Source organism: Caproiciproducens galactitolivorans, assembly GCF_026672255.1.
GTDB classification, from domain to species: Bacteria; Bacillota; Clostridia; order Oscillospirales; family Acutalibacteraceae; genus Caproiciproducens; species Caproiciproducens galactitolivorans_A.
Window position 1 is genome coordinate 176,574 of the sequence record NZ_JAPOHA010000003.1, and the last position, 21,489, is coordinate 198,062.

Here is a 21,489-nt window from a genome sequence, read left to right on the forward strand (position 1 = left end):
TTCATACCTTCTCTCAATCGTATTTATTCACTGCATCGATCACCATATTCACCAGTTTTTCCCGGTCAACGCCCAGTAAAACATCGGTGTTGGGTGTCCGTCCGCTGACGCCGGTAAAGTCCGTTACGGTGCAGCCGGTTGTGAATTCTCCGCAGGTATCAATCGTTACGTTCAGATGTTTGCTCTCGAAAATTTCCGGTGCGAGCAGCCATGCCACCGCGCAGGGATCGTGCAGGGGAGCGAAATCCCAGCCGAGGCTGTTGTGGAACTGAATAAAGAATTCCAGCAGTTCACCGACCATGCGGGCGACCTTGCCGCCCTGGGTCTTGATTTTCTCAATATCCTCCGGGTAGAAACGGGCTTTGTGCGTAACGTCCAGACCCGCCATGGTAATCGGAATGCCGGACTTGAAAACGATGTCCGCCGCTTCCGGGTCAACCAGAATGTTGAATTCCGCGGCAGGCGCCCAGTTTCCGCCGATCGCCGCGCCGCCCATCAGGCTGATGCGGTCGATTCTGCTTTTCAGGTACGGGTAGGAGAGAAGGAAGGTTGCCACGTTTGTCAGCGGCGCGGTAGCCACCAGCGTCACTTTATCCTCGCTCTGCTCGACGACCTCGGCCATGAGCTGCGCGGCGGGAATGGCGAGCGGTTTTTGGGTGGGCTGGGGAAGCTCCGGGCCGTCCAGGCCGGAATCGCCGTGTACGCTCGGCGCGATGGTCAGATCCCGGCTCATCGGCTGGTCGGCGCCCATGGCAAGGGGAATCTCTTTCCCGATATATTTCAGGACGCGCAGAGCGTTGTTCGTTGTCTTTTGAACGGTCTGGTTGCCGCCCACGGTGGTAACGGCCTTGACGTCGAGCTTGTCGCTGGAACAGGCAAGAATCAGGGCAATCGCGTCATCATGTCCGGGATCGCAATCCATGATAATGCTTTTCTTATTCATGAAAACACCTTCGTCTTTTTTCGTTTTAATGAAAAGGCAAAGGTTTTCGCCTTTGCCTTTTAAACTATTCGAATGGGCTGCGCTTACGGTCTTACAGATTTCTTTACCGCTTCGATCTCGCTGGTGGATTTACCGAATGCGGTGTCAACCTTAATGCTGCCGCTCTTAATCTTTTCAGCAAATTCGGTAACCTTGTCCTGAACGTCCTTGGAAACACCCTTGTTGTACGTTCCCAGTCCTACGCAGTTATCGGCAAGGCCAAGGGTTTCCGCTTCGCCGAATTTCAAAGTACCGGCCTGCGCTTCTTTCACAGCCTTTGTAATGGAAATGTCAACTCTCTTCAGAGCAGAGGTCAGGACGGCATTTGCCTTTGCAGGGTCGCTGGACTGGAATGCCAAAGCCTGGTCGCTGTCAACACCGATCACAAATTTGCCCTTTGCGGTGCAGCCGTCGATTACGCCAAGGCCTGCGTTGCTTGCAGCCTGGAAAACAACGTCGGCGCCCTGGTTGATCTGTGCCAAGGTCAGTTCTTTTGCATGGGCGGTATCGGTAAAGTTGCCGACATAGGAGGTCAAAACCTTGATGTTCGGGTTCGCTGCTTTTGCACCCTGGATGTAGCCCACCAGGAAGTCGTTGATAACGGTGTTCTCCATGCCGCCGACAAAGCCGATTTTACCGGTCTTTGTGCTCAGCGCGCCGGCTACGCCAGCCAGATAAGAGCATTCATTCTGTTTGTATTCAATGGAATAAACATTTTTGCATTTGCCGTCTTTGTAGTCGACACTGGAGTCGAAGATGATGTACTTTTTGTCCGGATACTGCGCGGCGATCTGCGCGAGTTTCTCGGCCATCTGCCATGTACCGACGATGATGATATCATAATCCGGATTTTCGGAAGCGTCGGTCAGAGCCGGTAACCATTTTGTTTCATCAGCGGTCATTTCAATCACTTTTGTGGTGCAGCCCAGCTCGGACTCCATCATTTTTGCACCGTTTGCCGCGGAATCAAAGAAAGCTTTGTCGCCTAAAGTACCGTTTAACAGAATGGCAACATTTAATTTTTTCCCTGCTTTTTCGGTACCGCTCTGGGCGGTGCTTCCGGAGGCGGCGGCCGAACCCTGGGATTCCTCAGAGGAACAGCCGGTCAGTACGAACGTTAGGGACATTGCAAGGACTAAAATTGCGGATAACAGTCTTTTTCCAAACTTCATATAATTCTCTCCTTTTCAATCAGCGAATAAATGGTTTATGGAATCCCCGCCCCGGCCGCTGTCATCCGCGGCGGAGAATTGGGCACGTTCGGAAGAAACAGTCGGCGAAATTACTTGGAAATACCGATTTTCTTCTCTTTTTTGTTTCTCGAGATCGAATAGACAATCAAACCGACGATGGTTAAAGCATAAGGGATCATCTGGACAAACTGTACCGGGATATCCAATACCTGCAGGTTGGTTGCAAGGGCATCGGCCGCGCCGAAGATCAGCGAGGAACCCATGATGCCAACCGGAGTTCCCGTGCCGAGCGCTTCCGCAGCCAGCGCGATAAAACCTCTTCCGGCGACCATGTCGCGTGAAAATTTATCCATATAGCCCATCGACATGTAAGCGCCGCCGATGGAAGCGAGGATACCGCTGATGACCAGTACGGTGTACTGGATTTTCCGCACATTGATGCCGACGCTTTCTGCGGCGTTCGGATTTTCACCGACAACGCGGATGCGCAGGCCAAGGGGAGTTTTATAAAGCAAAAGCCAGATCAGGAAAACGGAAAGAAATGCAATGTAGGTTAAAAGATTATGGCCGGAAATGATATTGCCCAAAACCGGAATATTCTGAATCAGGGGAATATTCACGGAAGGCATGGTCAGGCTTTTCAAAGAGGTGGAGTTTCCTTTATCTCCGCAGATCGAATACAGAATAAAGATGGTTCCGCCCGAAGCCATCAGGTTAATGGCGATACCGACCAGAATAATGTCCGCTTTCAGGTTCAGTGCGCTGTAAGCCATGACAAGGCCCAGAACCACACCGGTAACCATTGCAAAAACAAGGCCGAGAAACGCGCTGTGGAAAGCGGCGCTTCCGACAACGCCCGCCAGCGCGGAGCAGAGCATGATTCCCTCGAGGCCGATGTTCATAACACCGGCCCGGTCGGTAATCAGGGCGGCCAGAGCCGCCAGCAGGATCGGCGTTGTAAGCCGGATCACTGAAAAAAGAAAACTTGCTGAGAAGATTGTAGCCATTACCGTGTTCATGTTAAGCTTCCTCCTTTACTTGTCTCTGAGAATTCTTAACAATCATCTTGTGCTTGTAGGTATCCAGGAACATCTTGCCCGCGATTAATACGACGATAATTGCCTGAATAATCGAAACCACTTCCGGCGCAACGTCGGATCTTCTGGACATGATATCCGCGCCGACGCGCAGGTAAGCGAGGAAGAAAGCGGCGAGAGGAACAAATTTCGGGTTGTTTTTTGCGAGGATGGAAATGATGATACCGTCAAATCCGTAGCCGGGAAGGCTGACCCATGAAAAACGGGTGTACATCCCCAGAACCTGCGTTGCGCCGCCCATTCCGGCAAGCGCGCCGCCCACGACCTGGGAGAGGATAATGGTGCTGCCCACGCCGATACCGGAGTATTTCGCGAAATTCTCGTTTTGGCCGGTTATGCGGATCGCGTAGCCCCATTTTGTCCTGTATAAGAACAGATAGGTTAAAATAACCATGATAATAGCGATAAAAATACCCATGTGAACCCCGGTCCGCGGGATGATGACGGCCAGTCTTGCGGAATTCGGGAAGGTGTGCGAGGCGATATAGCCCGCATCCGGGTCCATGAGCATATATTGCAGGATATAGCTTCCGAAGAACAGGGCGATATAGTTCAGCATAAGGGAGGAAACAACTTCATTTGCCTTCCATTTTACCTTTAAAATTGCGGGAATGATGCAAAGTACGACGCCGAAAAGCGCGCCGGCCAGAATCGCCACAATGGCGTGGATTCCGGAAGGCATCTTTACGCCGACGGCAATTATGGCAGCGCCCAGACCGCCCAGAAAGAAGGAACCTTCCGCCGCCATATTAAATTGGCTGCATTGAAGCATGACCGCCATCGAAAGGCCGCCGAACGTAAGCGGAATGCAAAGTTCCAAGACATTGCCGAAATTCCGCATTGTCAGGATCGGACCCGCCAGGAACCATTTTAACGCGTTCAGGGGCTGCTTGCTTACAAACATAATCAAAAGCAAAGCGACCAGCAAAGAGATTCCGATTGCGACAATGACCCTGAAAATTTCGAACCTGTTCTCGATCGTTTTACTGGAGTACGATTGCTTATTTTTCATGAATCACATCTCCTGTTTCTTCGGGCGACATTTTTTTAATGCCCAGCATATATTCGCCCATTTCCTGCTCGGTGATATTTTTTGTATCGGGGAAATATGCCGCAATCTCTCCTTCATACAGAACGATCAGGCTGTCGGAGAGTTCCATGACTTCGTTCAGGTCGGCGGAAATCAGGATGATGGCCGAGCCGTCGTCGCGAAGCTTCACAATCTGTTTGCGGACGAATTCCGTGGCGCCTACGTCGATGCCCCGGGTCGGCTGGTCAACAAGGATGAAGTCCGGATTGGAAGAAAACTCCCTTGCAACAACGACTTTCTGGATATTGCCGCCGGAAAGCATCCGGATCGGCTGTTCCCTTCCGTCGCATTTTACGAGGTATTCCTGAATGTTTCCATCCGATTCCTCGTTGATCATTTTTGCTTTCTGAAGTCCGTTATGGTTGTATTCCTTTTTATAGAAGCGGTCGGAAATCAAATTTTCCTTTATGCTGACGTCGCCCGCGATGCCGAAGGTCATCCGGTCTTCCGGCACATGGGAGGTTTTCAGCTCGCGGATTTTGCGAATGGAAAGGTTTTGAATTTCCACATTCTTAATTTTTACGCTGCCCTTCAAATACGGCCTTAATCCGGTGATAATTTCCGCCAGCTCGCTTTGTCCGTTTCCTTCCACACCGGCAATTCCGAAAATCTCGCCTCTGCGTACGTCGAAGCTTACATGATTAAGCGTCGTTTTTCCAAATTTATTAACGGCGGACAAATCACGCACGCTTAATATGGTCTCTTTCGGTTCGGCCGGGGTTTTCTGAATGTCGAGAACGACGTTGCGCCCCACCATGCTGTTCGAGATATCCTGTTCGCTCAGCTCTTTTACTTCCGCTTCGCCAACCGAGCGCCCGTCCCGCAGAATCGTAATCCGGTCGCAGATTTCTTTGATTTCTCTTAATTTATGAGAAATAAAGATAATGGTATGGCCCTGCTTTTTCAGCTCTTTCAGCTGTACGAATAGCTCCGTTGTTTCCTGCGGCGTCAACACGGCGGTAGGCTCGTCCAAAATCAAGATTTGCGCTCCGCGCATCAGTGCCTTGAGGATTTCGACTTTCTGTTTTTGCCCAACGGAAAGATCCTTTACATGCGATTTCGGATCAATGTCAAAATTATATTTTTTTGCAACATCCTGTGTCATCTGCACCGCTTTCGCGAAATCGAAAAGGAACATGTTTTTCGGTTCGATTCCCATTACCATGTTTTCGGCGACCGTGAGGGAAGGAGCCAGCATAAAATGCTGGTGAACCATTCCGATTCCATACTTGATCGCGCTGGACGGATTGCTGATCTGGACTTCTTTTCCGTTGAGAAGGATTCTGCCGGTATCGGGTGATTCAATCCCGAAAAGAACTTTCATCAGCGTACTTTTCCCGGCTCCGTTTTCGCCGACCAGTGCATGAATTTCCCCTTTGCGAACAGAAAAGTTAACATTTTTATTCGCAACAAATCCGTTTGGATAAACCTTTGTGATATTCTCCATGACTAAAACATTGTCTGCAACATTGTCTGCCATTTCAGTAGCACTCCATTCTTGAATGAAATAGCGATGATTCCCTGCAATTTTTATGCAGGACGTGCCGTTTTCGAGTTGGTAAAATGTTTTACTAAGCTAAAAAAGCTTTCTATCTGAATACCTAGTATATTAGGCCAAGTCCGTCGAAATGTCAATATATTTATCAAATTTCATCGAGAAAACGTGTTTTTATTAGATAACTTTTAAGATTCTGCTTGATTTTCAATAGATTTATGCTATACTGAATTTTAGTAAAATGTTTTATCAATGAATCGAAAATGCTTAAAAATCCTTAAAGGAGGGCCTGCTTTGCGTACTACGGTAAAAGATGTTGCAAAAGCAGTAGGATTGTCCACAACAACCGTCTCTTTGGTACTAAATAATAAACCCAACCGAATTCCGAAAGCAACGCGTGAAATTGTACTGAAAGCGGCGAAAGATCTAAATTACAGGCCCAATCATATAGCCGTAAGCATGGTAACCAAAAAGACGCATACGATCGGTTTGATTTTACCGGACATCAGCAACTTATATTTTTCGGAACTGGCGAAAGTCATTGAAGAGCAATTCCATAAATACGGTTATAATGTATTATATGGGAATACAAACGGCACGCTGGAGCATGACTTTGAATATTTGAATTTATTCATTGACCGCAGCGTTGATGCGGTCATCATGACCGTATCCTCCAATTACAGTGAAAAAGAGATTAAAAGCCTGCATGAAATCGCCGAAATGAACAATGTGCCCATCATGATGGTGGACCGCACGCTGGACGATCCGCGGTTTATGTCCGTTCTGCTGGACCAGAAGCTCGGCGGTTACCTTGCGACCAATTATCTCATTCATCTTGGGCACAGGAAGATCGCCTGTATCACCGGCCCGAAAAGTCTTCGGATCAGCATTGAGCGGCTGGAAGGATATAAATCCGCCCTGCAGGACGCGGGGCTTCCGTTTGATCCGGCGCTCATTGTCGAAGGGGATTTCCGCGTTGACAGCGGAGTTCAGGCGCTGCCGTATATCCTTGGGCAAAACGCGACGGCCGTTTTTTCTTTGAATGATATGATGGCGATCGGAGTCTACCGGGAATGCCGCCGTTATCACCTGTCGATTCCGCAGGATCTTTCGATCGTCGGATTTGACGATATTTTTATTGACGAATTTTTAGAGCCGCCGCTTTCCACGATTGCGCAGCCTGTGGTGGAAATAGGGGAATACGCGGTGAAGAAAATGATGACGGTTTTAGAAGGGGAAGAAGACCCCTCCTGCGCGGATACAATGGTCTTTAAACCGGCGCTGAAGGTTCGGGGAAGCGCGTCGAAATTTATGGAGAAGAAGCAAATGTAAAAAAGGAGTAAACATGAGTATACTGAATTTTGGTTCTTTAAATATAGATCACGTTTATCATGTCGACCATTTCGTCAGGCCGGGTGAAACCATTTCCGCCGGGCGTCTGGAATATTTCAGCGGCGGAAAGGGGCTGAATCAATCCATTGCGCTTGCAAAAGCCGGCGCGGATGTTTATCATGCGGGAAAAATCGGGACGGACGGCAAAAAGCTGGAAGAAATTCTTGCAAACGACGGGGTACATACCGATTATATTGAAATGACAAACGGAGTGAACGGCCATGCCCTGATTCAGGTTGTTCCGTCCGGTCAGAATAATATTATCATTTACGGCGGTTCCAACCACGAGATCACGGAAACATACGTGGATCAGGTGCTGGAAAATTTCGGGGAAGATGATCTTGTTCTGATGCAGAATGAAATCAGCTGCATCAATTATATTGCCCGCCAGTGCGCAAAAAGGAAAATTAAAATCGCTTTGAATCCTTCGCCGATCAGCAAAGAACTGCTGGATACGTTCCCGTTTGAACTGGTATCCCTGTTCTTTATCAATGAGATAGAGGGCAGGGAACTGTCCAAAACGGAAAACACCGACGAAATTCTTGATTCCCTGATCAAGATGTATCCGAACTCCGCTTTCGTGTTTACTCTTGGCCATAACGGCGTTATCTATAAGGATAAAAACGACACCTTTACACATGGAATCTATAACGTGAAGGTCGTTGACACGACCGCGGCCGGTGATACGTTTACCGGATACTTTTTGGCCTGCTACGCGGCCGGGGAACCGATTCCGGATTGCCTTCTCAAGGCTTCGGTCGCATCCTCCCTTGCGGTTTCAAAGCCGGGCGCGTCTCCTTCCATTCCTCTCATGGAGGAAGTATTAGAAGCGAAATCCACATTAGAGTATGTGGAATTTCAAAAATAATCCGTTTCCTAAGCGATAAGAACCGGGGCTGGCTGTACGCCGCCCCGGTTCTTTTTTTGACCAATCCTCCGCAGGTTTTTTCCGTATCAAATTAATCGAATTCTTCCAATATTCCAAGGGCAGGAATGGTTCCTGCGATTCGTTCCATAATAAGGAACAGGCATAAAATCTTAAAGAACTTTATCGGCAAAGTGGACAAACCGGACAGGTTAGGAAGCAAAATTATATTTAAGAAGATCAAAAAAATTTTATGGCCGCTATCAAAAACTTTTTTATAAAGTATAAATTTTTTTTAGATTTTCTATTGACTTGTATGTGCTACTTTGCTACAATCTTGTTAAAGGCGGAGCCTTAATTTATTGAAATTGATATGGGAGGCACTTATGAAAAAGTCACTTGTAAGAATTTTAGCATGTGTACTGGTTGTTTCCATGGTGTTCGCAATGAGCGGATGCGGCACGAAAACGGAAACCGGCAAAAAAAGCGCAGCGGACTACAAAATTGCGCTGATTCTCCCTGGCCCGATTAACGACCAAAGCTGGAACGCGACGAACTACGCGGGCTTGGTAAAATGCAATGAATCCCTTGGAACCAAAATGGAGTATATTGAAAATGTACAGGCGGCGGACTATGAGTCCACGTTCCGCAACTACGGCGAACGCGGATATGATTTAGTCATGGCGGCAGGTACGCAGTTTGACGAGGCGGCCAACAAGGTTGCGGCAAGCTACCCGAAAACAAAATTCTGCGTTGTGAACGGTATGGTCAGCAAGGGCGCCAACGTTGCTCCGATTTTCCCGAAGGAATACGAAGCAAGCTATGTTGCGGCGCTGATTGCCGGTGAGCTTACCAAGAACGGCCAGTTTGCCACCATCGGCGGTTTCCCGAACCAGGCAATGGAGCATCTGCTCGACGTATACGAGAAGGTTTCCGTTGATATTGCAAAACAGCGCGGTATTTCCAATGCGAAGGCGGTTCGCGCCTATGCAAACAGCTGGGACGACGTAGCGCTTGGCAAACAAATGGCCGGCACCATGATCGGCAACGGTGCGGATACCATGTTCGTTTATGCAAATCAGGTCGGTCTCGGTGCGATTCAGGCTGCAAAAGAAAAGGGCATCAAGTATGTCGGCTTCTCCAGCGACCAAACAACGATTGCCCCGGATACCGTGGTTGCTTCCGTCAATTTCGATTTTAAAACATTCTATGTATGGGCTCTGAAACTGTTTATGGACGGCAAACTCGATGGAAACAAAGTTCATGAAGCCGGTATCAAGGAAAACATTTTTGTTCCGGTCTATACCAAAAATGTAAGCCAGGATATTAAAGACAAGGTTTCCGCCGGAATGGAAAAAGCGTCAAAGGGCGAAATTGATTTCAAATCCATGTTTAAAAAATAAGTCTCTATAGGCAACAGGCTGCGCCGGATGAAACGGAATATTGGCATGAAACTTAATGTGACGGCCGGCGGCACTCAACGCGGGGTGCTGTCGGCTGCATATCAGATAGGCGGTACAATTTATGGATACACCTTTTTTTGAATTACGTAACATTACAAAATACTTTTCAAAAGTGGTTGCGAATAAAGATGTCTCCTTCTCGGTGGGAAAAGGGGAGGTCCTCGCGCTGCTGGGTGAAAATGGCGCCGGAAAAAGCACCATTATGAAAATCCTGTATGGCCTCTATAAGGCCGATTCAGGTCAGATTTTTAAGGACGGGGAAGAACAGAAGATCAATTCCCCCAAAGACGCCATGGCGTTGGGCATTTCGATGATTCAACAGCATTTTTCGCTTGTACCGGCACATACGGTAACGGAAAATATTATTCTCGGCAATGTAAAAGGTAAAATTGACCGTAAGGCCTGTGAAAAGGAAATTGGAGAGCTGGCAAAAAACTACGGTTTTGATGTGGCGCCCGACGCATTCGTCAGGGATCTGTCGGTTGGCGTGCAGCAAAAAGTAGAAATTTTGAAAGCGCTTTACCTGAAGACCCGCCTGCTGATAATGGACGAGCCGACCGCGGTATTAACGCCCCAGGAATCGGAAAACCTGATGCAGTTTGTACGCAATTTTACGGCGGAAGGAAATTCAGTTATTTTTATTACCCATAAGCTGAAAGAAGTTATGGAAGTCGCCGACCGCATTATCGTTATGCGCGGCGGCGAGGTATGTGGCGATCTTAAGTGTTCTCAAACGGATGAAAAAGAGCTCTCGCGCCTGATGATCGGCAAGGATTTGGTGCCGGCGGACAGGGGGAGCGAAGAGCAGTCGAAAAATGGAGAAGTAAGGCTGGAATTTCAAAATATATCCATCGTGGAGCATGATCAGGTTCCAAAATTAAAGGATATTACGTTTGACATCCATCAGGGGGAAATCTTTGGCATCGCCGGCGTAAGCGGCAACGGGCAGGAGGAACTCTGCGAGGTTGTCTGCGGCGCGCTTCACCCGACCTCCGGCAAACTCCTTTTGGATGGAGAAGATATTACGGACTTAAACATCCGTCAGCGGATTGACAAGGGAATCGGTTACGTTCCCTCGGACCGGTACCGCGACGGCATGGTTATGGATATGACGCTTGCGGAAAATATGATGCTGAAAACCAGCTTCGGTAAAAAATGGCTGAAACGGGGCTTTATTGATAAGGCTAAGCTCAACGGCTGTACGGAGAAAGCAATTCAGGATTATGCGGTGAAGGCACCCGGCCCGGACGCGATGGCCAGGGGACTTTCGGGCGGAAACCAGCAAAAGGTGGTTTTGGCCCGCGAGGTGGAAAACGGAACAAAGCTGATCATTTTTGACCAGCCGACCCGCGGACTGGACCTTGGAGCCGTTGACCATATTCATAAAGTGATTCTCGGCGAGCGCGCAAAGGGAAAGAGCATCCTGCTGATTTCCACGGAGCTTTCGGAAATTTTTGCGCTGTCCGACCGGATCGCCGTATTGTACAAGGGTGTTGTTCAGGGCGTTTTCGACCGTTCCGAAATCGACACCGAAAAAATAGGTCTATTAATGGCCGGGTATGCCGTTGACAAGGGGTGTTCAAATGAATGCTAAATTTCGCGATCTGCTCCTGACCACATTCCTCGCCATTGTGCTGGGACTTGGCCTGAGCGCAGTAATGATTCTTTTTCTGGGGAAAAACCCGCTGGATGCGTTCGGTCTGCTGTTTACCTCGATCATACGCGACCAGTATACCTTTGGCGATATTTTTGTAAAAGCGACGCCGCTGATTTTTACCGCGCTCTCGTTTGCGTTTACCTTTAAAGCAAACCTGTTCAATATCGGCGCGCAGGGGCAGTTTTATATCGGCGCGGTCATTGCGGTATGGAGTTCACTGTTAATGGGCGGCAAAGTGCCCGGCCCGCTGGCTCTGCTCATTGTATTGATTCTTACCGCCGTCGGCGGCGGTATCTGGGGCGCGCTCATCGGTTATTTCAAGGCGCGTTTCAATGCGAATGAATTTTTAACCAGTATGATGTCTACATACGTTGCACTGGCGATCATGAACTACCTTTTAAGAACCGTCCTGATGGAAAAGAAGGGCGAATATCCCCAGACCGACGCGCTGAACGAATCCGTTTGGCTGCCGACTTTTGTTCCCGGAACCCGCCTGCATATCGGCTTTATTCTCGCGGTTCTGGTTGCCGTGGGCATTTGGGTGCTGCTTTATAAAACGCCTCTCGGCTACCGCATCCGCGCGGTCGGCTACAATGCCGACGCGGCCCGGATGTCGGGTATCGATGCAAAGAAACTGTATGTCATTGCCTTCTTCATCAGCGGCGCGCTTGCCGCGGGCGCCGGATATACGGAAGTAAACGGTGTTCAGCACATGCTGCTGCAGGGCTTTAACCCGGATATCGGCTCGGCCGGACTCGGTATCGCCATTTTGGCGAACGCCAATCCAATCGGGATTATTTTTGCCTCGATTCTGTTCGGTGCGCTCAATGTAGGCGGCACCATTATGGGGCAGATGTCGGGGATTCCTTCCAGCATCATTGAACTGATGGAAGGCTTCGTAATGGTATTTGTAATTCTGTCCTACTTTGTAAGAGCAAGATTGGAAAACAGACGTGAGAAGCGCAAGCTGCAGAAGAAGGTGGAAGAATGATTAATTTATTGATAGTTACCGTTGTGATGGGAACTCCACTGCTCTACGGCTCCATTTCCGAAGTGTTCGCCGAGCGTTCCGGCGTGATGGTTACGGCGATCGAAGGGATTTTCCTTATGGGCGCATGGGCCGGTTTTGTCGGTGCTTACTTAACCAAAAGCCTGCTGGTCGGCGTGGCCTGCGCAATTGGCGCGGGCGTTCTTACCGCGGCTCTGTACGGCTGGATTACCGTTTACCTGAAACAGCATCAGGTTGTAACCGGTACGGCCATTAATATTCTTGCAGTGGGCATGTGCTCGTTTCTACAAAGGGTGATTTTCGGCGTTCCGGTTTCTCCGCTGACGGTTACGCCGCTTCCGATGCTTCCGATCCCGCTGCTTTCCAAAATCCCGGTGCTTGGCCCGGTTTTCTTTAATCAGAATATCCTGACTTATCTCATGTATCTGATTGTCCCCGCCTCCTATTTCCTGCTGTATAAAACCTCGATCGGCCTGATCATCCGTTCCGCGGGCGAAAACCCGGAAGCGGTTGACGTTGCCGGTATCAATGTAGACCGTGTCCGTTTTATTCTGGTATTGGTTGCCGGCGTAATGGGCGGAATCGCGGGCGCGTTTTACTCCATCGGTTATCTTGGCATGTTTACAACCAATATGATCGGCGGACGCGGCTGGATCGCATTTGCCATCTGCTTTCTGGGCAACTGGAATCCGAAAGGCGCGCTGGCCGGAACCGTTGTATTCGGCTTTACCGAGGCGCTTGCCATCAGCATGCAGTCCAGCGGCGGCGGATTTTTCCCGAACGAATTGTTCATTGCCCTGCCGTATATTCTGACCATTGTTTTGACGATTACGAGAAAGTCGTTCAATGTTCCGGCTCAGCTGGGTGTTCCTTACAAAAAAGAGAACTAAACAATCTCCTTGGTTTCACGGATCCGTCTTTATGCGAAAGCATGCGGCGGGTCCGCTTTTTTGTCGGATGAAACCACCGGCGGATTTCGTTTCCGGCATTTTTCCTGCGGTGCAGGAGAAATACGTTCCGCCCGAAATCGAAAAAAACATTTTTCGGATTTACAGTAAAGAATCGTTTTGCTATAATATTGGAAATGCTAATATTATTTAATCTGTATTTCTTCCCCCGCCGCAGGCGGGGGAAGAAATACAATCATAACAGATTCATTAGGAGGCGGCGGATATGATCGTCGGAACGGCGGAAATTACGCTGTATGCGCCGTGGGTTCATTCCCTCAAGGAGAAACGCATGGTCGTGAAAAGCATTCTGGACAAGGTGCAAAATCGGTTCAACGTATCCGCCGCGGAAACGGACATGCAGGATGTCCATCAGACGGCTGTCCTTGGGTTTGCCTGCGCTGCCGGTACCGTTTCCCAGGCGGACAGCATCATCGACCACGTCCTTGATTTTATCGAGAAGAACACCGAAGCGGAAATTACAAATATTGCAAGGGAAATCAGGTGAGCGGCATGCGCCTTTTTATCGCGGTGAATTTCAGCGAACCGGTGAAAGACAGCCTTACCGGATGGATACAGAAATTGAAAGACTGCGGCGCCCGGGGGAACTTTTCCCGCAGGGAGAATCTGCATCTTACGCTCGCCTTTCTCGGGGAAACGGCAGATGTGGACAAAGTAAAGCAGGCAATGGACAAGGTTTCCGCAGAACCTTTTGCGCTGACGGTCGGCGGGTTCGGCCGCTTTCGCCGGAACGGCGGCGATATCTGCTGGATCGGCGTGGAAAAGAATGAGGCGCTGGTTTCCCTGCACAATGCGCTTTGCTCCGCCCTGCGGCTTGCGGGATTTTCCATTGAAAACAGGGAGTTTCAACCGCACCTTACCGTCGGCAGGGAAGTAGTGTTCCCTTCGGATTTTGATTTTTTCGGTTTTTCCGGTCAGGTTATGCCCGTAACCATGAAAGTTTCGAAAATCAGCCTGATGAAATCGGAACGGATCAACGGGAAACTGACCTATACGGAAATTTATGAAACGCGTTTCCTATAAACAATGAAGAGAGAACAGGTGAATAATGGACGGAAAATTGAGAGCGAATATACAGATCGGCGCGCTTGTGGATATCGTGCTGAAAAAAGACCAGCCGACGGGCAAGCTGACACGCGGACATGTGAAGCGTATTCTGACCCACAGCCCCAGCCATCCGCACGGGATTAAGGTGATGCTGGAGGAAGACGATCAGGTCGGCCGTGTTCAGGAAGTTTTTACACAGGACGGAAAGGCAATGGAATGAAAAATTTATTTTACTATGAAACGGACATCGGAAGAATCGGTATTTGCTGTGAGCAGAATGAAATCACTGATGTTTTTCTTCCGGAAGAGGCGGCGGGCGGCACAGAAACCATTTTTGAAACGGAGCTGCATAGAGAAGCGTTCCGCCAGTTACAGGAGTATTTCAGCGGGATTCGAAAGGATTTTACCCTGCCGCTTTCAGCGAATGGAACGGAATTTCAGAAAAGAGTCTGGAAGAGCCTTTTGGCTATTCCATACGGAGAGACGCGCAGCTATAAGCAAGTTGCGGAAATGGCGGGATGCCCCCGCGGATACAGGGCGGTGGGCATGGCGAACAACCGGAATCCCATTCCGATTTTCATACCCTGCCACCGGGTCATCGGGGCAAACGGAACGCTTGTGGGCTACGGGGGCGGACTGGACTTGAAAAAGAAGCTGTTAAGCCTGGAACAGGGAAGAAAAGAATAATATTCATCAAATTTTTAATAATTCTTAATGAAAATTGATCCTGTAATTTTATATAATAAAGAAGATTGAAAAGGGAAAAATAAGGAAACGAAAAAGAAATTTAACGGTCGGAAAACCGTTAGGAATTTTAAAGAACGGCGGATACGGTATGGATACGATGGAAGCAAAGCAAAAGCAGTTTGAAGAGATGGAACGGCACCTGACGGGGGACAACCGCCCTTCCGAATATTTTAAAAGTCTGGAAGAAACCGGCGCGCTTTTGGAGCATCCGTTTTCCATGCTTCTTCATTTGAAGGACGCCAACCAGTCGCCGGAACATCACCCGGAGGGGAATGTCTGGAATCATACCATGCTCGTGATCGATGAAGCGGCGAAGGTGAAAGAGAAAAGCAGCGATGCAGGAATGTTTATGTGGGCGGCGCTGCTGCACGATCTCGGAAAGCCGGGCACAACCAGAGTGCGCAAAGGCAGGATTACGTCGTATGACCACGAAAAGCTCGGCGCGAAACTTGCTTTCGAATTTTTGTCCCCGTTTCTGGATGACCGGGAATTGATTGAAAAGGTATGCGCGCTGGTACGCTGGCATATGCAGATTTTATTCGTCGTCAAAGACCTTCCCTTTGCGGATATCAGGGCAATGAAAAGCCAGACCTCGATAGACGACGTTGCGCTTCTCGGTCTTTGCGACCGGCTGGGGCGCTTAAACCCGGACAGGGAAAAAGAAGAGGAAAATGTCCGGATTTTTCTGGAGAAATGCAGAGCAAAATAAAATTTCGGAGGGAACGCTATGGAAAAAACGGCTGTCGTTTATCGGTCAAAAACCGGATTTACCGAAAAATATGCGCGCTGGCTGGCGGAGGAGGTTGGCGCCGACCTTTTGAAAGCGGATCATATAAAAGTGGAAGACTTGCTCCGCTACGACACGATTGTGTACGGCGGCGGGCTTTATGCCGGCGGAATTAACGGCGTTAAGCTGATTACCAAACACAGCAGGGAACTTGGAGACCGGCGGCTGATCGTTTTTGGCGTCGGCGCGTCCCCCTGCCGCCCCGAGGTTTGCGAAGGGGTTGAGAAAAGGAATATCCCCGCTGAATTAAGGGGAAAAATCCGCTTCTTTCTGCTGCGCGGCGGGTTTGATTTCAAGAAATGCAATGCAAAAGATAAAATGCTGATGAACCTGCTGAAAATAAAACTGAAAAAAGCACCGGACACCGATAAGGACGCAAAAGGAATGCTCGCCTGCTACGACCATCCGGCGGACTTCACGAGCCGCGAAGCCCTTCAGCCGCTTCTTGCCTGCATCCGGAAGGAAGAAAACGGGAAAGAAGCCTGATAAATGGCACCGTTTCGTCAATACTATCGCTGAGGTGATAGCGATGTCGAAAGCAAGTGTTTATTTTCGGCTGGATAATCTGTCCGGTAAGCGGGACATAAAAGAAATAAAGCAGGAGCTGGATTCCCTTCCGGGGGTTATTTCCGTCAGCACCAATGATCTGGACGGCACGGTAGCCGTGGATTACGACAATTCCGGTGTTGAATATAACCAAATTGAGGGCAGGATACAGGAAATGGGATTTCAGATTCTTTCCGAAGAAAATCAGGCGCATAAGATGTAGGAGGGGCTATGGACAAGAAGAAAAAGAACAATCATAAAATGATTCGGTCGGACGATCAGGACAATATTCCAAATACTGCCGGAAAATCCGAAGATCAGAATCAGGAGCATAACGTGAAAAAGGTTGCTCTGGGCCCCAATACCAAGCGGTAAAAACAAGGCCCGGCATAAGTTTTCAACATTTTTTAAAAGGCTTGTGGAATAAATATCCGCCGTGAGGCGAAACTATCCGATTAGGGAATCTTTTCCTGATTACGATAAATTTATTGGTCGGTTCTGACCGGAAAGAAGGATTTTTATGACAGCAACTCTTGACAGAAGCGGATGCATTTCCTGCGGGCTTTGCCCGGAAACCTGCCCCGAAGTTTTTCGCATGGGCGATGACGGCGTAGCCGAAGTCTGGAACGAGGAAGTTCCCCCCGAAGCGGAGGACAAGGCGATTCAGGCGCAGGAAGGCTGCCCGGTGTCGGTTATTACGGTGGAATAACACAGATTAAAAAAGAAGCGGAAGCCCGTTCGGGCTTCCGCTTCTTTTTAATGCAAATCGATTTTATCAAGAATACCGGAAAGGTAAGCGATTGTAACGCCATAGTTTGTCATCGGAATCCCCTGCGCGCGGGCGCGTTCAATCCGGGACAGAACGTATTTCCGGTTGAACATGCAGGCGCCGCACTGGATAATTAAATCATAGGAAGATAAGTCCTCCGGAAAATCCGAACCGCTTACGACGTTCACCGTCAGCTTTTCCCCGAACTTTTTCCGCAGCATGCGGGGAATCTTTTCGCGCCCGATGTCCTCCGCCAACGGGGCGTGGGTGCAGGCTTCGGCAATCAGTACCTTTGCATTTTCCGTAAGGCGGTCGATCGCCCGGACGCTTTCCACGTAATAATTCAGGTCGCCTTTATAATTCGCAAACAGTACGGAAAAAGACGTGAGCTTGCTTTCCTTTGTTTTCTTTTCATAAACGGTTTTGAAAACCTGCGAGTCGGTGATGATCAGCTTCGGCGGTTCCTTTAAGCAGGCCAGAGCCTCGTCCAGTTTGTCGGTCGTTACGCTTAATACGATGCATTTTTTGTCCAGAAGGTCGCGAAGCGTCTGCACCTGCGGCAGGATCAGCCGCCCTTTCGGAGCCTGTATGTCCTGCGGCATAACAAGCAGGACAAGGTCGCCGTTTTCCGCAAGGCCGCCGGTAATGCTTTTCACGTCGTAGTCCTCGGGGAGGAGGCGAATCAGCTCTTCCCGGATTTTATCGATGCCGGTTTTTTCTTTGGCGCTCACGACGATCGGTTTCAGTCCGCAGGCGTTTTCAATATCCCGGCTGAGCTGCCGCGAATCGGGAAGAAGGTCCGATTTGTTCAGAACCGCAATGACGGGAATGTTCCGCTTGCGCAGGGCATGTACCCATGCGGTCTCTTCCGAAAAATCCCCGCCGCCGAAAACAACAAGGGCGATATCCGTTTTCTCAATCACCTTTTTGGTTTTATCCACACGCATTTGTCCCAGCTCGCCGACATCGTCGAACCCGGCGGTGTCGATGAAGACGCAGGGCCCGATTCCGTGGATTTCCATGGATTTATAGACCGGGTCGGCTGTGGTTCCGGCCACATCCGAAACCAGCGCGGTTTCCTGCCGGGTAAGCGCGTTCACCAGCGAAGATTTCCCACTGTTGCGCTTTCCGAAGATGCCGATGTGCAGGCGGTTTGCCCTTGGGGTATCCGTTAAACTCATCTTTCTTCCCTCTTTTCTGTTATTTCCCGGGACTTGTTTGCAAAATCAGGAATCTTGTTTCCGCTCAAATTCTGTCTGCGTCAAATATTTAATATGGTAAGTATTTTTGTTTTTCCTGTCAGTCATTATTTTATCTCGAAATCCGCCGGTTCACAAGGTTTAAAGATTAGAAACGGAAATCCCGTTTTCCTTCGTTCAGTTCGGTTAAATGCTCCATTGCAATGGCGCGGACTTTTTCGTTCGGAATATTCCAAATTTCTTTTGCAATCAGCGCTTCGCCCTTTTGCTTGGTATCCGGCGAAGCGTAGTCTTCCAGGTATTCTTTCAGCGTCATCAGCGCGTTCGGATGGCAGCAGTTCGCGATCTGGCCGGCTTTTACAAGCTGCATAAAGCGGTCGCCCGTGCGGCCGGAGCGGTAGCACGCCGTGCAGAAGCTGGGGATATAGCCGAACCCAAGCAGCCAGTTGACAATTTCGTCCAAGGTGCGGGTGTCGTTTACGTCGAACTGCGCGGAGTTTTCGCCCTCCGCTTCGGGCTCGCAGTAGCCGCCGACGCTGGTGCGGGAGCCGCCGCTGATTTGGGAAACGCCCAGATCGAGGACGCGCTCGCGGGTTTTCTGCGATTCGCGGGTGGAAATAATCATGCCGGTGTAGGGAACCGCAATCCGCAGGACGGCGACGATTTTTGCGAAGATCTCGTCCGAGATGGCGTTGGAAAAGGTGGTGGGGTCAATGTCGTCGGCAGGACGGATGCGCGGTACGCTGATCGTGTGCGGGCCGACGCCCATGGCGGCTTCCAGATGCTCCGCGTGCATTAAGAGCCCGACAAAATCATAGCGGTACATATTCAATCCGAACAGTACGCCGATGCCCACGTCGTCGATGCCGCCCTCCATGGCGCGGTCCATCGCCTCGGTGTGATAGGCGTAGTCGTGTTTCGGTCCGGTGGGGTGGAGCTCCTCGTAGCTTTTTTTATTGTAAGTTTCCTGAAACAGAATATAGGTGCCGATGCCGGCTTCCTTCAGCTTGCGGTAATTTTCCACCGTCGTGGCGGCAATATTGACGTTTACGCGGCGGATGGCCCCGTTTTTATGTTTGATGCTGTAAATGGTGTGGATACTGTCCAGAATGTATTCGATCGGGTTGTTCACCGGGTCTTCGCCGGTTTCCAGCGCCAGCCGTTTATGGCCCATATCCTGTAATGCGATAACTTCGCGGGCGATTTCCTCCTGCGTCAGCTTTTTGCGGGTGATGGTTTTATTTTTGTGGTGGTAGGGGCAGTATACGCAGCCGTTCACGCAGTAGTTCGACAGATACAGCGGCGCGAACAGAACAATCCGGTTTCCGTAAAAACGCAGCTTGATTTCTTTTGCCAGATGAATCATTTTTTCAATCTCGTCCGGCAGGTCGCATTCCAGAAGCACAGCGGCTTCCCGGTGGGTCAGGCCCTTGCAGTCCTTCGCGCGTTCAAGCAGGCTGTCGATCAGCTCGCGGTTGCTCTTGTTTTTTTGAGCATAATCCAGGGTATCCAGTATCTCCTCGTCGTTAATGAACTCGGTTGCAATTTTCGATTTGCAGTTGTACATGGTGAACGCTCCTTTAATGATTTATTTTGGCGGGCGGTAATCGCCCCTGTCTACTACAATTTCATATCCGATTTTTCGCATACGGTTTTGAAGGCAGAAACGGCATTCGGCGGCTTCTTCTCCGGTGCAGATTTTGTTGTCGTACAGCTCGTATTTTTTCCGGACGCCTACCGGGGAAAGATTCGGCATGACAACGTTCGCTCCGGCTAAAATCCCTTTTTCCCGTCCTTCCGGGTGGATGGTTCCCAGGGCGGTTGTGGCGGGAATCAGGGCGCTTGGAAGCATCAGCCGCAGGATGCTGATCAAACGCAGCGTCTTTTCCAGCCCTCCCGCCGGAAAACCGGCAAAGGGCGTATCGTGGTGGGGGACAAAGGGGCCGATTCCTACCATCTGCGGCTCAAACTGCCTGATAAAAAGCAGGTCTTCCGCAAGGTTTTCCGTTGTCTGGTAAGGCGAGCCGACCATAAAGCCCGAGCCGACCTGATAGCCGGATTCTTTCAGCCGCTCCAGGCACTGTATGCGGTTCGAAAGCGAAAGCTCCGGCGGGTGAATCTTCCCGTAATGCTGCGGGTTTGCTGTTTCATGCCGCAGGAGATAGCGGTCGGCGCCTGCTTCGCGGAATTTACGGTACGCTTCCCCGCTTCTTTCCCCGATCGAAAGGGTTACGGCGCAGTCGGGGTATCCTTTTTTAATGGAGGATACAAGATCGATGATCTTTTCATCCGTAAAAAACGGATCCTCGCCGCCCTGCAAAACGAAGGTGCGAAAGCCAAGGGAATATCCGTTTTCACAGCAGGATAAAATCTCCTCTTTCGTCAGCCGGTAGCGCTCCGCTTTTTTGTTGCTCTTCCGGATTCCGCAGTAATAACAATCGTTTTTGCAGTAATTTGTGAATTCGATCAGACCGCGGACATAAATCCGGTTGCCGAAATACCGTTTGGAAACGCTTCGTGCCTTTTCAAAAAGGTAGTCGTCATCCCTTTCTGTCAGGCCGTCCAGCAGGGTGCAAAGCTCGTCTTTGCTCAGGGTGTTTTGTTCATAAAGCTTGTCAATTAATTTTTTCATTGGCAGCCATCCTTATTCCTGTGCTTGTGAAGCGGGCAGTTTGGAGTAAACGGTTTTTGTGCTGACGTGCGGCAGCATTCCCAGCTTGCCGGAAAGCGCGCTGATGACGTCGTTCGGCGCGTCCAGAACAACGCTGATGACGAAAATCTGGCGCTTATGGTACGGTACGCCCATTCTGCCGATAATGTATTCCCCGTATTCATGCAGAATGGCGTTAATTTTTTCAGCGGATTCGATGTTTTCAACCACAATGCCGATGAGTGCGATTCGTGAATCCATTTTCAATCCCTTCTTCCTAAATAAAATGATTTGCAGCCTGAAAAGAAAAAATCCCTGTGCCAAAAAGGCACAGGGACAGCAAAGCAAGACCGGAGCACACACGCTCCCCGGTTTCGTTACTATTCACTCGCCTTTTCATTCGGGACGAACCCTCATGCAGTCAGTACGATTTTTTTTATCAGCACACACGGTTTGCCGTAAGAAAATCCTCTTTCCGGCTCACCAAAGTATTTTGTTAAAATTATATCATATTTTCAAATAGAGTCAAGATG

General features: G+C 49.7%; 24 protein-coding genes. 15 read left to right on the plus strand and 9 right to left on the minus strand.

From position 1 onward, the window contains the following. Positions 1–13: 13 nt before the first annotated feature. The 5 genes from OUY18_RS04035 to OUY18_RS04055 form a co-directional block, all read right to left on the minus strand. The gene (locus OUY18_RS04035) at positions 14–943 is read right to left on the minus strand and encodes a nucleoside hydrolase (protein WP_268057434.1); all 930 of its coding nucleotides are present in this window, start codon (positions 941–943) and stop codon (positions 14–16) included. Between the two features lie 83 nt (positions 944–1,026). After that, on the minus strand, positions 1,027–2,154 hold the full coding sequence (locus OUY18_RS04040) for a BMP family lipoprotein (protein WP_268057435.1): 1,128 nt from the start codon (positions 2,152–2,154) through the stop codon (positions 1,027–1,029). A 110-nt stretch (positions 2,155–2,264) separates the two neighbouring features. Continuing rightward, positions 2,265–3,194 carry an ABC transporter permease gene (locus tag OUY18_RS04045; protein WP_268057436.1) on the minus strand — a complete coding sequence of 310 codons (930 nt, stop codon included), beginning with the start codon at positions 3,192–3,194 and terminating at the stop codon, positions 2,265–2,267. 1 nt (position 3,195) lies between these two features. Further along, entirely contained in the window at positions 3,196–4,284 is a 1,089-nt protein-coding gene (locus tag OUY18_RS04050) for an ABC transporter permease (RefSeq protein ID WP_268057437.1), read from the minus strand. Further along, positions 4,274–5,842, minus strand: a complete 1,569-nt coding sequence (locus OUY18_RS04055) for an ABC transporter ATP-binding protein (protein WP_268057438.1) — start codon at positions 5,840–5,842, stop codon at positions 4,274–4,276. Before OUY18_RS04055 ends, OUY18_RS04050 begins: the two co-directional genes overlap by 11 nt. A 309-nt stretch (positions 5,843–6,151) precedes the next feature. On the opposite strand from OUY18_RS04055, the gene OUY18_RS04060 reads away from it, so the two are divergent. The 15 genes from OUY18_RS04060 to OUY18_RS04130 all read left to right on the plus strand — a co-directional run bounded on the left by OUY18_RS04060 (position 6,152) and on the right by OUY18_RS04130 (position 17,047). After that, positions 6,152–7,189: a LacI family DNA-binding transcriptional regulator gene (locus OUY18_RS04060; protein ID WP_268057439.1), complete on the plus strand. Its 1,038-nt coding sequence runs from the start codon at positions 6,152–6,154 to the stop codon at positions 7,187–7,189. Positions 7,190–7,202: 13 nt separating this feature from the next. After that, positions 7,203–8,117 carry a ribokinase gene (locus OUY18_RS04065; protein WP_268057440.1) on the plus strand — a complete coding sequence of 305 codons (915 nt, stop codon included), beginning with the start codon at positions 7,203–7,205 and terminating at the stop codon, positions 8,115–8,117. A 383-nt stretch (positions 8,118–8,500) separates the two neighbouring features. Beyond that, positions 8,501–9,517, plus strand: a complete 1,017-nt coding sequence (locus tag OUY18_RS04070; RefSeq protein WP_268057441.1) for a BMP family protein — start codon at positions 8,501–8,503, stop codon at positions 9,515–9,517. A 121-nt stretch (positions 9,518–9,638) separates the two neighbouring features. After that, positions 9,639–11,171, plus strand: a complete 1,533-nt coding sequence (locus OUY18_RS04075) for an ABC transporter ATP-binding protein (RefSeq protein ID WP_268057442.1) — start codon at positions 9,639–9,641, stop codon at positions 11,169–11,171. Next, positions 11,161–12,225: an ABC transporter permease gene (locus tag OUY18_RS04080; protein ID WP_268057444.1), complete on the plus strand. Its 1,065-nt coding sequence runs from the start codon at positions 11,161–11,163 to the stop codon at positions 12,223–12,225. The genes OUY18_RS04075 and OUY18_RS04080 overlap by 11 nt, the downstream gene beginning before the upstream one ends. Further along, a complete protein-coding gene (locus tag OUY18_RS04085) occupies positions 12,222–13,133 on the plus strand; it encodes an ABC transporter permease (RefSeq protein WP_268057445.1) in 912 nt (303 codons plus the stop codon). The genes OUY18_RS04080 and OUY18_RS04085 overlap by 4 nt, the downstream gene beginning before the upstream one ends. Positions 13,134–13,416: 283 nt before the next feature. Continuing rightward, positions 13,417–13,698, plus strand: coding sequence for a DUF503 domain-containing protein (locus tag OUY18_RS04090; RefSeq protein ID WP_268057446.1), 282 nt, complete (start codon positions 13,417–13,419; stop codon positions 13,696–13,698). A 5-nt stretch (positions 13,699–13,703) separates the two neighbouring features. Next, positions 13,704–14,234: an RNA 2',3'-cyclic phosphodiesterase gene (gene thpR / locus OUY18_RS04095; RefSeq protein ID WP_268057447.1), complete on the plus strand. Its 531-nt coding sequence runs from the start codon at positions 13,704–13,706 to the stop codon at positions 14,232–14,234. A gap of 25 nt (positions 14,235–14,259) precedes the next feature. Then, the gene (locus OUY18_RS04100; RefSeq protein WP_268057448.1) at positions 14,260–14,478 is read left to right on the plus strand and encodes a YwbE family protein; all 219 of its coding nucleotides are present in this window, start codon (positions 14,260–14,262) and stop codon (positions 14,476–14,478) included. Next, positions 14,475–14,945: a methylated-DNA--[protein]-cysteine S-methyltransferase gene (locus tag OUY18_RS04105; protein ID WP_268057449.1), complete on the plus strand. Its 471-nt coding sequence runs from the start codon at positions 14,475–14,477 to the stop codon at positions 14,943–14,945. The genes OUY18_RS04100 and OUY18_RS04105 overlap by 4 nt, the downstream gene beginning before the upstream one ends. Before the next feature lie 148 nt (positions 14,946–15,093). Beyond that, a complete protein-coding gene (locus OUY18_RS04110; protein ID WP_268057450.1) occupies positions 15,094–15,714 on the plus strand; it encodes an HDIG domain-containing metalloprotein in 621 nt (206 codons plus the stop codon). An 18-nt stretch (positions 15,715–15,732) separates the two neighbouring features. Next, positions 15,733–16,278 carry a flavodoxin domain-containing protein gene (locus tag OUY18_RS04115; protein ID WP_268057452.1) on the plus strand — a complete coding sequence of 182 codons (546 nt, stop codon included), beginning with the start codon at positions 15,733–15,735 and terminating at the stop codon, positions 16,276–16,278. Between the two features lie 43 nt (positions 16,279–16,321). After that, positions 16,322–16,561, plus strand: coding sequence for a heavy-metal-associated domain-containing protein (locus tag OUY18_RS04120; RefSeq protein WP_268057453.1), 240 nt, complete (start codon positions 16,322–16,324; stop codon positions 16,559–16,561). An 8-nt stretch (positions 16,562–16,569) separates the two neighbouring features. After that, positions 16,570–16,713 carry a hypothetical protein gene (locus tag OUY18_RS04125; protein WP_268057454.1) on the plus strand — a complete coding sequence of 48 codons (144 nt, stop codon included), beginning with the start codon at positions 16,570–16,572 and terminating at the stop codon, positions 16,711–16,713. A 145-nt stretch (positions 16,714–16,858) separates the two neighbouring features. Then, on the plus strand, positions 16,859–17,047 hold the full coding sequence (locus OUY18_RS04130) for a ferredoxin (protein WP_268057455.1): 189 nt from the start codon (positions 16,859–16,861) through the stop codon (positions 17,045–17,047). 47 nt (positions 17,048–17,094) lie between these two features. Here OUY18_RS04130 and hydF read toward each other — a convergent pair whose 3' ends face one another. The 4 genes from hydF to OUY18_RS04150 all read right to left on the minus strand — a co-directional run bounded on the left by hydF (position 17,095) and on the right by OUY18_RS04150 (position 21,217). Then, entirely contained in the window at positions 17,095–18,288 is a 1,194-nt protein-coding gene (gene hydF / locus OUY18_RS04135) for a [FeFe] hydrogenase H-cluster maturation GTPase HydF (protein WP_268057456.1), read from the minus strand. Between the two features lie 166 nt (positions 18,289–18,454). Beyond that, positions 18,455–19,873, minus strand: coding sequence for a [FeFe] hydrogenase H-cluster radical SAM maturase HydG (hydG, locus tag OUY18_RS04140; RefSeq protein WP_268057457.1), 1,419 nt, complete (start codon positions 19,871–19,873; stop codon positions 18,455–18,457). Positions 19,874–19,894: 21 nt separating this feature from the next. Next, positions 19,895–20,938 carry a [FeFe] hydrogenase H-cluster radical SAM maturase HydE gene (gene hydE / locus OUY18_RS04145; protein WP_268057458.1) on the minus strand — a complete coding sequence of 348 codons (1,044 nt, stop codon included), beginning with the start codon at positions 20,936–20,938 and terminating at the stop codon, positions 19,895–19,897. A gap of 12 nt (positions 20,939–20,950) precedes the next feature. After that, positions 20,951–21,217, minus strand: coding sequence for a TM1266 family iron-only hydrogenase system putative regulator (locus tag OUY18_RS04150; RefSeq protein ID WP_268057459.1), 267 nt, complete (start codon positions 21,215–21,217; stop codon positions 20,951–20,953). Positions 21,218–21,489 lie beyond the last annotated feature (272 nt).

Excerpts from the sequence above, each read along its gene's own strand:
- OUY18_RS04035 (WP_268057434.1), bottom strand. The coding sequence starts at position 943 with ATGAATAAGAAAAGCATTATCATGGATTGCGATCCCGGACATGATGAC.
- OUY18_RS04040 (WP_268057435.1), bottom strand. The coding sequence starts at position 2,154 with ATGAAGTTTGGAAAAAGACTGTTATCCGCAATTTTAGTCCTTGCAATG.
- OUY18_RS04045 (WP_268057436.1), bottom strand. The coding sequence starts at position 3,194 with ATGAACACGGTAATGGCTACAATCTTCTCAGCAAGTTTTCTTTTTTCA.
- OUY18_RS04050 (WP_268057437.1), bottom strand. The coding sequence starts at position 4,284 with ATGAAAAATAAGCAATCGTACTCCAGTAAAACGATCGAGAACAGGTTC.
- OUY18_RS04055 (WP_268057438.1), bottom strand. The coding sequence starts at position 5,842 with ATGGCAGACAATGTTGCAGACAATGTTTTAGTCATGGAGAATATCACA.
- OUY18_RS04065 (WP_268057440.1), top strand. The coding sequence starts at position 7,203 with ATGAGTATACTGAATTTTGGTTCTTTAAATATAGATCACGTTTATCAT.
- OUY18_RS04070 (WP_268057441.1), top strand. The coding sequence starts at position 8,501 with ATGAAAAAGTCACTTGTAAGAATTTTAGCATGTGTACTGGTTGTTTCC.
- OUY18_RS04075 (WP_268057442.1), top strand. The coding sequence starts at position 9,639 with ATGGATACACCTTTTTTTGAATTACGTAACATTACAAAATACTTTTCA.
- OUY18_RS04080 (WP_268057444.1), top strand. The coding sequence starts at position 11,161 with ATGAATGCTAAATTTCGCGATCTGCTCCTGACCACATTCCTCGCCATT.
- OUY18_RS04085 (WP_268057445.1), top strand. The coding sequence starts at position 12,222 with ATGATTAATTTATTGATAGTTACCGTTGTGATGGGAACTCCACTGCTC.
- OUY18_RS04090 (WP_268057446.1), top strand. The coding sequence starts at position 13,417 with ATGATCGTCGGAACGGCGGAAATTACGCTGTATGCGCCGTGGGTTCAT.
- thpR (WP_268057447.1), top strand. The coding sequence starts at position 13,704 with ATGCGCCTTTTTATCGCGGTGAATTTCAGCGAACCGGTGAAAGACAGC.
- OUY18_RS04100 (WP_268057448.1), top strand. The coding sequence starts at position 14,260 with ATGGACGGAAAATTGAGAGCGAATATACAGATCGGCGCGCTTGTGGAT.
- OUY18_RS04105 (WP_268057449.1), top strand. The coding sequence starts at position 14,475 with ATGAAAAATTTATTTTACTATGAAACGGACATCGGAAGAATCGGTATT.
- OUY18_RS04110 (WP_268057450.1), top strand. The coding sequence starts at position 15,094 with ATGGATACGATGGAAGCAAAGCAAAAGCAGTTTGAAGAGATGGAACGG.
- OUY18_RS04115 (WP_268057452.1), top strand. The coding sequence starts at position 15,733 with ATGGAAAAAACGGCTGTCGTTTATCGGTCAAAAACCGGATTTACCGAA.
- OUY18_RS04120 (WP_268057453.1), top strand. The coding sequence starts at position 16,322 with ATGTCGAAAGCAAGTGTTTATTTTCGGCTGGATAATCTGTCCGGTAAG.
- OUY18_RS04125 (WP_268057454.1), top strand. The coding sequence starts at position 16,570 with ATGGACAAGAAGAAAAAGAACAATCATAAAATGATTCGGTCGGACGAT.
- OUY18_RS04130 (WP_268057455.1), top strand. The coding sequence starts at position 16,859 with ATGACAGCAACTCTTGACAGAAGCGGATGCATTTCCTGCGGGCTTTGC.
- hydF (WP_268057456.1), bottom strand. The coding sequence starts at position 18,288 with ATGAGTTTAACGGATACCCCAAGGGCAAACCGCCTGCACATCGGCATC.
- hydG (WP_268057457.1), bottom strand. The coding sequence starts at position 19,873 with ATGTACAACTGCAAATCGAAAATTGCAACCGAGTTCATTAACGACGAG.
- hydE (WP_268057458.1), bottom strand. The coding sequence starts at position 20,938 with ATGAAAAAATTAATTGACAAGCTTTATGAACAAAACACCCTGAGCAAA.
- OUY18_RS04150 (WP_268057459.1), bottom strand. The coding sequence starts at position 21,217 with ATGGATTCACGAATCGCACTCATCGGCATTGTGGTTGAAAACATCGAA.